We start from the raw sequence: 12,422 nt of genomic DNA on the forward strand, positions 1-12,422 counted from the left end.
TCCTCCTCAGCGAGTGTCTGCCGTCCTCGTTAGGCTGTGAGAGTGACGGACACCGCAAAGCCTACCCTCATGGTCGTCGACGGCCATTCGCTCGCATACCGTGCGTTCTTCGCACTTCCTGTCGAGAACTTCACGACGAAGGACCACCAGCACACCAACGCGATCTACGGCTTCTTGTCGATGCTCGTGAATCTGATCAAGGCTGAGAAGCCCTCGCACCTCGCGATTGCCTTCGACACGTCGCGTCACTCGTTCCGCACGGACGAGTACCCGGAGTACAAGGCGACACGTTCCGAGACTCCGCAGGAGTTCCGCGGGCAGATTCCGCTTCTGCAGGAGTGCCTGTCCGCCATGTCGATCCCAGTGCTCACCAAAGAAGGCGTGGAGGCCGACGATATCCTCGCAACTCTCGCGCACCAGGGCTCCGAAGAAGGCTATGAAGTGCTCGTCGTCTCGGGTGACCGCGACACGATCCAACTTGTGAACGACAAGGTGACGCTGCTGTATCCCTCCGTTCAGGGGGTCTCGCAGCTCAAGCGCTACGATCCGAATACTGTGCAGGAGCGCTATGGCGTTCGGCCGGAGCAGTACCCCGATATCGCGGCCCTCGTCGGTGAGACGAGCGACAACCTCCCCGGCGTTCCGAAGGTGGGGGAGAAGACCGCGGTCAAGTGGTTGACGCAGTTCGGCACTCTCGATGACCTTCTGGCCCGCGCCGAAGAGATCAAGGGCGTCGTCGGCGGAAATCTGCGCGATCACCTCGAAGATGTGCGCCGCAACCGTCGACTCAACCGGCTGCTCACTGATGTCGAACTTCCTCTGGCTCCGGCCGGTCTCGCCGTCTCACCTCCTGATGTGCAGGCGATCCGCGATATCTTCGCGCGCCTCGAGTTCCGCACTCTGCTTCCGCGGGTCTTCGACGCGATCGGCGGCGAAGAAGAAGCGGCATCCGCCGAGCCGACCATCGACCTGCCCGTGCCGATAGAGGGCAGCGTCGCAGAACTCGCCGAGTGGCTCGACACGCAAGACGGGGAGCTCGCGCTGACTGTTGTCAGCCACGGGGGTGAGGTGACCCGCATCGGGTTCGCCAACCTCACTGACCTGCGCGAGACCGACTGGTCAGCAGACGCTGCTGCAGCGCTGCGCCCCTGGTTGGAGTCCGACAGCCCCAAGGTGCTCAATGATGCAAAGGCGCAGGTCAAAGCCCTGCTCAGGGCAGATGTCCGGCTCGGGGGGCTTGCGTACGACACGCTGCTCGCGGGTTGGCTGCTGCGTCCGAGTCTTCCCGATAAGACGCTCTCGCACCTCGTGGATCGCTACCTCGGCGAGAAGCTCCCTGTTTCCGACCCGTCGCAGCTCGTCCCAGAGACTGATGGCGCTACGCCCTCTCAAGAGGCGTGGTTCACGCTGCGCACTGCTGCGGCGTTGCGTGACGATCTGCCCGAGTCTGTGGCATCCGTCCTCGTCGATATCGAACTGCCGACCCTCACGACGCTCGCCGACATGGAGCTCGCTGGTGTGGCCGTATCCCACGAGGTGCTGTCGACCTTCTCCGCTGAGCTCTCCACGCGCACCGATGGCATCGCCACCGAAGCGTTCGCGCTCGTAGGACGAGAGTTCAACCTCGGCTCACCGAAACAGCTGCAGGAAGTGCTTTTCGAAGACCTGCAGCTGCCGAAGACACGCAAGACGAAGACCGGGTACTCAACAGATGCCGCCGTTCTCGCCGATCTTCAGGAGAGCAACCCGCATCCGTTCCTCGACTTGCTCCTGCAGCACCGTGAGGCGACGAAGCTGCGTCAGATCATTGAGTCACTCGACACGGCGATCAAAGATGACCACCGCATCCACACGACGTACGTGCAGACAGGCAGCCAGACCGGACGGCTCTCCAGCACCGACCCGAACCTGCAGAACATCCCCGTACGCACCGAGGAGTCGCGCCGCATCCGCAGTGCGTTCGAGGTCGGCGAAGGGTACGAGACCCTGTTGACTGCGGACTACTCGCAGATCGAGATGCGCATCATGGCGCATCTGTCAGGCGACGAGGGGCTCATCGAGGCGTTCAACAGCGGCGAAGACCTGCACCGCTTCGTCGGTTCGCGCGTCTTCGGAGTCGAACCCGCCGATGTCACTTCCGCCATGCGCACGAAGGTCAAGGCGATGTCGTACGGCCTGGTCTACGGCCTCAGCGCCTTCGGCTTGTCAAAGCAGCTGCGCATCGAACAGTCTGAAGCGAAGCAGCTCATGCTCGAGTACTTCGCTCGCTTCGGCGCGGTGCGCGACTACCTCCGGGCGTCCGTCATCAAGGCGAAAGAGGTGGGTTACACCGAGACGATCTTCGGGCGACGCAGGCCATTCCCCGATCTCTCGAGCCCCAACCGCGTTCTCCGAGAGAATGCCGAACGCGCAGCGCTCAACGCTCCCATCCAGGGCAGCGCCGCCGATGTCATGAAGATCGCACTGTTCCGCATCCACGCTGACCTCAACGCCGCCGCGCTGCGCTCACGCGTGCTGCTGCAGATCCACGACGAACTCGTTCTCGAGGTCGCACCAGGGGAGTGGGATGCCACAGAGCAGATCGTGCGCACCCGCATGAACGGCGCCGCCGATCTCTCGGTTCCACTCGATGTGCAGGTCGGCCGCGGACACGATTGGAACGAAGCCGCTCACTGACCACGACGGCGTGTGCGCGGCTACGCTGATCATCATGACGGATACCCCGCGCACACCCACCGCGATCGACAAGGTTGCCGAAGACTGGGTCGACACGCTGACAGATCTCAATCCGACTCTCGGCACGTACATCGGCCGGGATGCCGGTAATGACCGCTACTCGGATCTGAGCCCAGAAGGACACGAGCGGTATATCGCCGCGGTGCGCAAGGCCCGGCGCGACCTGGCCGCACTCGACCCGACTGATGCCGTCGACGACGTCACCAAGACAGATCTGTTGAGTGAACTCGATCTGGAGGTCGAGTTCGACGATGCGCAGTGGCACCTTCGTGACCTCAATGTCATCGAGTCCGCTGCCCAGGATGTGCGTCAGGTATACGACCTCATGCCCACTTCCACCGTCGCGGATTGGGAGACCATCGCGAAGCGACTTTCGGCGATCCCTGACGCCCTGAGCGGGTATACCGCGACACTCCGTGAAGGCCTCGCGCGCGGCGTCGTGCCCGCACGTCGCCAGGTCACCGAGGTTGCCGGTCAGATCCTGCGCTATGCCGCCGACGACGGCTTCTTCGCGTCCTTCGCGAACGGTGCTTCGCTCGACGATGGAGCGATCCCGGAATCGCTGACGCGCGACCTCGCCCGAGGCACGACTGCGGCGAGAGAGGCATACGACGAGCTGCGCGCGTTCCTGACCGGAACGCTGGCACCAGCAGCATCCGATATCGACGCGGTGGGCCGCGATGTGTACGCGCTGCACTCCCGGCGATTCCTCGGCGCAAAGATCGATCTCGACGAGACCTATGAGTGGGGACGCGAGGAGCTCGCCCGCATGGTGACCGAGCAGACCGCCATCGCGAACGAGATTCTTCCCGGCTCGACCGTTGAAGAGGCCGTCGCCCATCTCGAAGCAGACCCCGCACACAAGCTCTACGGCACCGAAGCGCTCCAGAAATGGATGCAGGAGACCAGCGACCGCGCTGTGGCAGAACTGGCCGCCACGCACTTCGACATCCCGGAGAAGATCCGCACGATCGAGTGCATGATCGCTCCCACCCAGGAGGGCGGGATCTATTACACCGGGCCAACCGATGATTTCTCCCGTCCAGGTCGGATGTGGTGGTCGGTACCAGAAGGCGTCACCGAGTTCGACACGTGGCGCGAGCTGACGACGGTCTATCACGAAGGTGTCCCTGGACATCATCTGCAGATCGCGCAAGCGGTCTACAACCGCTCGGAGCTGAACTCCTGGCGGCGTCTGCTCGCAGGCACGTCAGGACATGCCGAAGGCTGGGCGCTCTACGCCGAACGGCTCATGCAGCAACTCGGCTATCTCGATGACCCCGCCGATCGCTTGGGCATGCTCGACGGTCAGCGCATGCGCGCCGCCCGTGTCGTGCTCGACATCGGCGTGCATCTCGGCAAGGGCCGTCTGGACGGCACCGGAGTATGGGACGCCGACTATGCGCTGGACTTCATGCGCCAGAACGTCAATATGTCGGACGAGTTCGTGCAGTTCGAGGTCAATCGCTACCTCGGGTGGCCGGGGCAGGCGCCTTCGTACAAGGTGGGTCAGCGGATCTGGGAGCAGGTCCGCGATGCCTGCCGTGCAGAGCAGGGCGAGGCCTTCGACATCAAGGAGTTCCATAAGCGCGCGCTGGACCTTGGAGGGGTCGGCCTCGACACCCTCCGCTCTGCCCTGGTGAAGTAGGGCGCCATGAATCTTGAATTCGGTCTCGACACCTTCGGCGACATCACCCGCGGCGCCGATGGGGAGCTTCTGACAGCTGCCCAGACGATCCGCAACATCGTCGCGCAAGCAGAACTCGCGGACAGCGTCGGCGTCGATTTCTTCGGCGTGGGGGAGCATCATCGCGTCGAGTTCGCGGTGTCAGCTCCTGAGATGGTGTTGGCCGCGATCGCCGCGCGTACCGAGCGCATCCGCCTCGGCACCGCCGTGACGGTGCTCTCGTCGGATGATCCGGTTCGAGTGTTCGAGCGCTTCTCGACCCTCGATGCGCTCTCATCGGGGCGCGCAGAAGTTGTGCTCGGCCGGGGTTCGTTCACGGAGTCCTTCCCGCTGTTCGGATTCGAGCTGCGTGACTATGAAGCGCTCTTCGAGGAGAAGCTCGAACTCTTCGTCGAGCTCTTGAAGGAGCAGCCGGTGACCTGGTCTGGAACGATGCGGGCAGACCTGGAGAATGCAGACGTCTTCCCCAAGACCGAGGCGGGGCTGCGCACCTGGGTGGGCGTCGGCGGCAGCCCGGAGTCCGTCGTGCGCGTGGCGCGCCACGGTCTGGGTCTGATGCTGGCGATCATCGGCGGACCTGCCGAGCGTTTTGTGCCGCTCGTCGAGCTGTATCACCGTGCGACTTCGACGTTCGGGACACCGCAGCATCCGATCGCCGTTCACTCGCCCGGCCACATCGCACGCACCGACGAAGAGGCGTGGGATGCCGCGTACAGCGGGTTCGAAGCGATGAACAACACCATCGGAAGAGAGCGCGGCTGGCCGACCTACAGCCGCGCACGATTCCAGAACGACGTCGGCCCCGCCGGCGCGATCTACTCCGGCGCTCCCGAACGGGTGGCGAACAAGATCGCCGACACCATCCGCACACTCGGCATCAGCCGATTTGATCTGAAGTACGCCACGGGCACACTCGGTCATGATCAGATGATGCAGAGCATCGAGCTCTACGGCACCGAGGTCATCCCGCGTGTTCGTGCGCTGCTGTCATGACCGGCCCGTTGCCCAGCAGAGCGAATCTCGCTGCTCGCCTCGATGATCTGCCGTTCACTCGGCGGCACGCGCGCCTGCTGACGGGGTCAGGGCTCGGGTGGGCACTGGATGCGATGGATGTCGGTCTCATCTCGTTCATCCTCGCCGCGCTCACCCAGCAGTGGGATATCAGCAAGGCAGAGAGCGGGTGGATCGCGTCCGTGGGATTCATCGGGATGGCGCTCGGCGCCAGTCTCGGCGGCCTGCTCGCGGACCGGTTCGGGCGGCGTCAGGTCTTCGCCATCACCCTTCTGATCTACGGCGCGGCCACCGGCGCAAGTGCCCTGGTCGGCGGGGTGGCGATTCTGCTGGTGCTGAGGTTCTTCGTCGGTCTCGGGCTCGGCGCCGAGCTCCCGGTGGCATCGACGTACGTGAGCGAGTTCGCACCGGCGCGGATCCGCGGACGGCTGATCGTGATCCTTGAGGCCTTCTGGGCAGTCGGCTGGACGGCAGCAGCGCTGATCGGCTACTTCGTCATCCCTCTCTCTGACGACGGGTGGCGCTGGGCGTTCGCGCTCGGCGCGATACCCGCGGTGTACGCTCTCGTGGTTCGCTGGGGTCTGCCGGAGTCGCCGCGTTGGCTCGCATCACGGGGACGGATGGGTGAAGCCGAGCGCATCATCGAGAAGTTCGAAGCGGATGCCGGGGTTGTGACGCCACCCACCAAGATCCCCGACTCGCCGGGGCGGATGCTCGCCATCACGGCGAGTGCTCGGTTGCAAAAGCTCTGGTCGGCTGAGTTCCGCACGCGAACCCTGTGCCTGTGGCTGGTGTGGTTCTGCGTCAACTTCGCCTATTACGGGGCGTTCATCTGGATCCCCAGCATTCTCGTGGATGCGGGGTACGATCTTGTCCGATCCTTCGGCTTCACGTTGGTGATCACGCTCGCTCAGCTGCCAGGCTACGCGGTGGCCGCCTGGCTCATCGAAGTGTGGGGGCGCCGGGCCACGCTCTCGGTCTTCCTCGTCGGCTCCGCTGTCTCGGCGGTGTTCTTCGGCACAGCGAGCGGGGATGCGGCGATCATCGGATCCGGCATGGCGCTGTCCTTCTTCAACCTCGGCGCATGGGGTGCGCTCTACGCGGTCACACCGGAGATCTATCCGACCTCGATGCGCGGCACGGGATCGGGGTGGGCCGCGGGTGTCGGGCGGATCGCATCGATCATCGCGCCGTTGCTCGTTCCCGTCGTTCTCGGGCTCGGCGGAGCCCCGATGCTCTTCGTGGTCTTCGCACTCTTCTTCATCGTCGCGGCCGTGGCCGCGTGGGGCCTGGTCGATCGACGCGGCCAGTCTCTCGATGACCGATGACGTCACAGGCCGCACGACGGCAATAGGCTGAGTGAGTGGCTGATGTGAGGTTCGTAGCGATCGGGGACTCGTTCACCGAAGGGGTGGGCGATGAGCTGCCCGATGGACGAGTGCGCGGCTGGGCAGATATCGCAGCGCAGGGCTGGGCGGACGCCGCAGGCCATCCGATCCAGTATGCGAACTTCGCAATCCGCGGCAAGCTCGCCTGGCCCATCATCGAAGAGCAGCTGGAGCCGGCACTCGCACTGAGACCGACACACTTGTCGTTCAACGGCGGCGGCAATGACATGCTCCGCCCACGTACGAACGTGGAGCACATCGCCGATACCTTTTCACGAGTGATGCGGCGCTGTGATGAGCAGGGCGTCCGCGTGATTCTGCTCTCCGGTGCGAACCCCGCGGGCCAGCTTCCGATGGGGTCGCTGATTCAGCGTCGCGGTGACGAGCTCTCGGCCGCAGTGCTGCGCCGAATCGCGGACCGTGATGACGTGGTCCGCGCATTGAACTGGCCCGACCGCGAGCTGTCTGCCGGCGCCTATTGGTCTGAAGACCGGCTGCACATGAACACGAACGGACACCACCGCGTGGCAGCGCGGGTGCTGCATGCGCTGGGCTACGAGCCACCAGCCGTGTGGTGGGCGCCGAGTTCTGCTTCGAATGGCCCAGCGGGTCTCGCGTACTACCGTCAACATGTTGGTCCGTGGATGAGGCGGCGCATCACTCGCACATCGTCGGGAGATGGGCGTGCCGCGAAGTATCCGACGTGGGTGGAACGGGCGCCTCAGTGAGCTCCGTGCGCGGTCGGCGGCTTCCACGCCGGATCGTGCAGCTGCTGATCGGCCTGTTCCTGTACGGGATCGGCATCGCCTTCATGGTGCGCGGTGAGATCGGTGCTGCGCCATGGGATGTGCTTTCACAGGGGATCGCGTTGCACGTGCCGCTGTCATTCGGCGTCATCACCATTCTGACGAGCGTGGTGGTGCTCATCCTGTGGTTGCCACTGCGTCAGAGATACGGCGTGGGTACGATTCTGAATGCTCTGCTGGTTGGCCCTTCTGCCGACGTCGGGCTCCTGCTCATCCCTGTCAATCAGCCGCTGTGGCTGCGGATCGGGTTCTTCGTCATCGGACTCTTCGTCTTGGCTGCTGCGACGGGGCTGTACATCGGCGCGCGCTTCGGTCCCGGCCCGCGTGATGGACTGATGACAGGTCTCCATGCCCGCACTGGGCGGCCGATCTGGCTCGTACGCACCGGCCTTGAGATCATCGTGGTGGCAATCGGCTGGGCTCTGGGCGGCAACGTCGGGATCGGAACCCTCGCATTCGCGTTGCTCGTCGGTCCGCTCTGTCAGTTCTTCATGCGCATCTTCGACGTGAAACTGCCAGAGGGTGCGAAAGCGCAGGAGGAATGACCGATATCGAGATGGCCCGTCTCCCGGGCGGAAGCGTCACTCTCAGCGACGCACGTCGAAAGACGCGTCGGACTGTCGATCTCGAACCATTCGAGATCGGCGTGTATCCGGTCGCCGAGGAGCAGTTCTCGGAGATCCTCGGGGTCGCCGGCCAGCATCCTCGCAGGCCCGCGACGGGTCTCAGTTGGCTGCGTGCCATCCGTTTCTGCAACGCAGCATCCGAGTGGGAGGGTCTGGATTCGGCCTACTCGTTCGATGGAGAGCAGATCGCCTGGCGTGTCGACAGCGACGGCTATCGCCTGCCGACGGAAGCAGAGTGGGAGTACGCGTGTCGTGCAGGTTCTGTGGGACCCCACTATGGCCCGCTCACCGAAGTCGCGTGGACTGCGGCTGACGGGGTGACCTCCCCACAGAACATCGGAGGGAAGCTCCCGAATCTCCACGGGCTGTTCGACACGCTCGGCAACGTGTGGGAGTGGTGCTGGGATCTTCTGGATCCTGCCCGCTACGACGAGTACCGGGTCTTCCGGGGTGGGGGATACGCCGACGACGCCTGGAGCGTCCGTGCGTCTGTCCGACGCGGGGGAGCGCCCCGGATGCACCATGAGGATGTCGGGATGCGGCTGGCGCGAGGTGGCTTCGACAGCGTGGACGCTGCGCAGGGATGGTCGGCGGCAGCCGATCAAGAGCGAGCGTCGGGCAGCGGTCGGCTGCCGTCAGGGTGGACACCGCGCCGCTGACCGCACAGCAGTGCCGAGGGCCCTGTCATGTCAACCCGTTGCTGAGCATTCGAATTACTGCGATCATCGAGGTCTCGCAGGGTTGCGACCCTGGATGAGTGCCGACCTGCGGCACTGGAAGGGATGACGATGAGCATAGGTACCGGAATCGCCCTGTTCGTGATCGGCGCGATCCTTGCATTCGCAATCAACATCGAGGTGTCCTGGGTGAACCTGGACCTGATCGGATACATCCTGATGGGTGCAGGCGCCGTCGTCTTCATCATCGGTCTGATCCTCGTCGCTCGACGTCGGCAGACGAACTCCGTCACGCGTACCTCCGTCGACCCCGGGGCTGGCACGCAGACGACTCGCCGGTCGACGAGCGCACCGGACGACACATCGCTCTAGGCGCTCATCTACGTGACCGTGAGCGGCGCACCGGTTCCGGGTCGAGCCCCATCCGGATTCTGGTGCGCTTGCGCTCAATGAGGATGAAGACGACGCCGAGCAGCCAGAGCGGCACCTGCGTGAGGAACGCAAGACGGAACGCCTCACGCGAGTAGGTGTCGGGGGTTCCTGCACCCTGCAGATCGAGCACAAGCCCGATCAGGAATACTGCGGTGAGGGCGGCGATGAAGCCGCCGGCATTCGTCAGCCCTGTTGCCGTGCTCAACCGGTGGGCCGGATTATGCGTGCGTGCGTGATCGAAGGCGATCATAGATGCCGGACCACCTGTGGCGAGAGCTATCGCGAGGACATATAGAAGCCACAGCGGTGCTGGGCCAGGGTAGACGATGACGGCAATCCACGCGAGCATCTGAACGCCGATCGTCGGCAGCACGAGTGCGACGGATCGTTGGTTCGGATTGCGGCGCGAGAGCTCGCCGAGGATGGGGCCGAGACACATTCCGACAGCGACATATACCGAGATCAGTGTTGCCGCCGCAGTGGGGGAGAGGCCCTCACCCGCCGTCAAGAACGGCATTCCCCAAAGGAGGACGAAGGCCGTACCCGCGAACGGTGTTGCGAAATGCGACCAGAACGCGAGGCGCGTGCCAGGGTGCTCCCACGCCGCACGGATGCCCACGCCGGAATCGATCGTCGACGTGACCACGTGCACGACGCCGGTGTCAGTGTTGACCGTCACGTCCTCGTCGATCTCAGGCGGTCGGTTGCGAATAAGGGCGAAGACGAGGATCGCGAACAGGATGCCGAGGCCGGCGATGCTGCCGAACGTGATGGTCCACGTCGTGGCGTGCAAGAGCGCCGCGACCGGGATCAGCGCGATCAGCTGACCGGCCTGACCGATCACCCCGGTCAGTTGCACCATCAGCGGGCCGCGCTGCGCAGGGAACCAGGTCGCGATCAAACGCAGCACCGCGGGAAAGACCATGGCGTCGCCCGCACCGAGCAGGACGCGCGCGAGGATCGCGATCCCGATGCTCGGGGAGATGGCCATGATCAGCTGTCCTGCGGCCATGAGCACCATCCCGAGGGTGATGATCGGTCGCGCACCGTACTTGTCGAGGAATACCCCGATCGGGATCTGCATTCCGCCGTACACCGCGAGCTGCACGACGGCGAAGAGGGAGAGCGTCGCGGCATCCGCATGGAATCTCTCTGCCGCATCCACGCCTACGGCGCCGAGAGAGGTGCGGTTGGCGACCGCGAGCATGTAGGCGGCGACGCCGACGATCCAAATCAGCCATGCCCTCGACCCGACTGTGGAACCAGGGGAGGAGGGAGTGGCGCGCACGCGCCTCAGTTTACGCGCGGGGTGTCGCCGCACCGCCTTGGGCCACGGCACTCACACGCCGCGGGCTGTGACGAGCAGATACTCCCACGCCATTGCACCGTCGTCGAGGTGCTGCTCGGCGAGAGCGCGCATCGCAGTGTCGAGCTCGGCAGTGCGCCCGTTCAGCGCTGCCTCGCGATACGCAGCAGCAGTCGGCCCATACAGATCACGGAAGAAGTCACGGAACTCATCGACTGTCGCGAATCGATCAACGCGCAGCTCACGTCTCTCGAGCGTGAGATCCGTCACCCGGTTCCCGAGCAGTTCGCGAACATAGCCTTCGTCGCCCCACAGCGGTGGCGGTTGCACGCCGGCAGGTGGGGCGGGCACGAAGGCCTTGAGTGTGCGGAACAGCTGACCGATGAATCCTTCCGGCGTCCAGTTGATCAATGCGAGACGCCCGCCCGGGCGCAGAACTCGCGTGAGTTCGCGCGCTGCCTGCGCATGGTGCGGAGCGAACATGACGCCCACGCAGGAGACCACGACGTCGAAGGATGCGTCCGGGTAGGGGAGCGCCTCGGCATCCGCTCGCTCGAACACCAGCTCGATGCCTTCCGTCTCAGCCTCGCTTCGTCCGACTTCGAGCAGTTCCGGCGTCAAGTCACTTGCGACGACGGATGCGCCGGCGCGAGCTGCTTTGAGTGCTGCGTTGCCTGTTCCCGCCGCGATATCGAGCACCTGATCCCCACGAGCGACCCCGGCGGATGCGACGAGCACGTGCCCGAGCTCGGGAATCACTTCTCTGGCGACGGCGGCGTAGTCGCCGAGCGCCCATACCGCCCTGTGCTTCGCTTTCAAGGCGAGGTTGGCGTCGGCTTGAGTCTCTGCGGTTGTGATCTCCATGATGTCCTCCTTGTTGTGATGCTCCTCACGCTACGAAGGCGGTCGTGACCGCTCTAGTATCAGATCTGTACCAGGTCTATCGTTTGTTGCGTGGGCGCGCCGTACTACCAGTTCTGCCCTGTCGCCAAGGCGATGGAGCTGCTGGACGAGCGCTGGACGATGCTGATGCTCCGCGAGTTCCTGCTCGGCGCGACGCATTTCAATGAACTGCGTCGTGGTCTTCCACGGATGTCGCCGACGCTGCTGTCGCACCGACTGGATCAGTTGCAGCACGCAGGTCTGATCGAGCGCGTGCGCGATGGCGCCGACGTGCGGTACGCGCTGACCCGGGCCGGCGAAGAGTTGCATCCCGTCGTCGAGCAGCTCTCCATGTGGGGCATCCGGTGGATCGGGGAGCTGGGCGACGCCGACCTCGACCCGAAGCTTCTCCTCTGGGACATGCACCGCAACCTGGATCGCGCGACCGCCCCTTTGACGCGCACCGTCATCGCACTCCAGTTTCCTGACGCTCGCCCTGGCCAGCGTCAATGGTGGCTGGTGATTCATAACGGAGTGGCGGACGTGTGCGATGCAGACCCCGGATACGAGATCGCGATCGATGTGCGCTGTTCGCTGCGTTCGTTGACGCGATATTGGCGCGGCGACGTCGAATGGACGGCTCTATTGGGCTCGGACGACGCGCGGATACTCGGACCGAGCGACCTGAGCGATGCGCTCCCGTCCTGGTTCATTCGACCAGGATATGCCGCGGTGCCACGCGTCATCGGATCCGTCGGAGTGATCGGCTCGTGACGTCTGGACTCGAATCGCGGTAGTACCAAGACGAGGCGCATCGCCCGTGAAGGCCCACGCGGCGCCCCGCTGCCACTCGCGACGTCCTGCTGGGCTT

At 64.5% G+C, this 12,422-nt stretch carries 11 protein-coding genes; 9 read left to right on the top strand and 2 right to left on the bottom strand.

Annotated elements, in window-relative coordinates; translation table 11 throughout:
- Positions 1-42: 42 nt before the first annotated feature.
- The 8 genes from polA (at position 43) to ACTU6V_RS08110 (ending at position 9,303) form a co-directional block, all read left to right on the top strand.
- Positions 43-2,676, top strand: a complete 2,634-nt coding sequence (gene polA / locus ACTU6V_RS08075) for a DNA polymerase I (protein WP_443475390.1) — start codon at positions 43-45, stop codon at positions 2,674-2,676.
- A gap of 34 nt (positions 2,677-2,710) precedes the next feature.
- The gene (locus ACTU6V_RS08080) at positions 2,711-4,384 is read left to right on the top strand and encodes a DUF885 domain-containing protein (protein WP_443475391.1); all 1,674 of its coding nucleotides are present in this window, start codon (positions 2,711-2,713) and stop codon (positions 4,382-4,384) included.
- Between the two features lie 6 nt (positions 4,385-4,390).
- Positions 4,391-5,416: an LLM class flavin-dependent oxidoreductase gene (locus ACTU6V_RS08085; RefSeq protein WP_443475392.1), complete on the top strand. Its 1,026-nt coding sequence runs from the start codon at positions 4,391-4,393 to the stop codon at positions 5,414-5,416.
- A complete protein-coding gene (locus ACTU6V_RS08090; protein WP_443468256.1) occupies positions 5,413-6,762 on the top strand; it encodes an MFS transporter in 1,350 nt (449 codons plus the stop codon). The genes ACTU6V_RS08085 and ACTU6V_RS08090 overlap by 4 nt, the downstream gene beginning before the upstream one ends.
- A 44-nt stretch (positions 6,763-6,806) precedes the next feature.
- The gene (locus tag ACTU6V_RS08095) at positions 6,807-7,550 is read left to right on the top strand and encodes an SGNH/GDSL hydrolase family protein (RefSeq protein ID WP_443475564.1); all 744 of its coding nucleotides are present in this window, start codon (positions 6,807-6,809) and stop codon (positions 7,548-7,550) included.
- Positions 7,547-8,173, top strand: coding sequence for a membrane protein YczE (gene yczE / locus ACTU6V_RS08100; RefSeq protein ID WP_443468254.1), 627 nt, complete (start codon positions 7,547-7,549; stop codon positions 8,171-8,173). The genes ACTU6V_RS08095 and yczE overlap by 4 nt, the downstream gene beginning before the upstream one ends.
- Positions 8,170-8,913: a formylglycine-generating enzyme family protein gene (locus ACTU6V_RS08105; RefSeq protein ID WP_443468253.1), complete on the top strand. Its 744-nt coding sequence runs from the start codon at positions 8,170-8,172 to the stop codon at positions 8,911-8,913. The genes yczE and ACTU6V_RS08105 overlap by 4 nt, the downstream gene beginning before the upstream one ends.
- Before the next feature lie 129 nt (positions 8,914-9,042).
- Positions 9,043-9,303: a DUF6458 family protein gene (locus tag ACTU6V_RS08110; protein ID WP_443475393.1), complete on the top strand. Its 261-nt coding sequence runs from the start codon at positions 9,043-9,045 to the stop codon at positions 9,301-9,303.
- 4 nt (positions 9,304-9,307) lie between these two features.
- On the opposite strand, the gene ACTU6V_RS08115 is transcribed toward ACTU6V_RS08110, so the two are convergent.
- Both ACTU6V_RS08115 and ACTU6V_RS08120 read right to left on the bottom strand, forming a co-directional pair.
- Positions 9,308-10,570, bottom strand: a complete 1,263-nt coding sequence (locus ACTU6V_RS08115) for an MFS transporter (protein WP_443475565.1) — start codon at positions 10,568-10,570, stop codon at positions 9,308-9,310.
- 132 nt (positions 10,571-10,702) lie between these two features.
- Positions 10,703-11,533, bottom strand: a complete 831-nt coding sequence (locus tag ACTU6V_RS08120) for a class I SAM-dependent methyltransferase (protein ID WP_443475394.1) — start codon at positions 11,531-11,533, stop codon at positions 10,703-10,705.
- Between the two features lie 90 nt (positions 11,534-11,623).
- On the opposite strand from ACTU6V_RS08120, the gene ACTU6V_RS08125 reads away from it, so the two are divergent.
- On the top strand, positions 11,624-12,325 hold the full coding sequence (locus ACTU6V_RS08125) for a winged helix-turn-helix transcriptional regulator (protein WP_443475395.1): 702 nt from the start codon (positions 11,624-11,626) through the stop codon (positions 12,323-12,325).
- The last annotated feature ends 97 nt before the right edge of the window (positions 12,326-12,422 follow it).

The organism is Microbacterium zouquanmingi, assembly GCF_052266675.1.
In the GTDB taxonomy this organism is placed as follows: domain Bacteria; phylum Actinomycetota; class Actinomycetes; order Actinomycetales; family Microbacteriaceae; genus Microbacterium.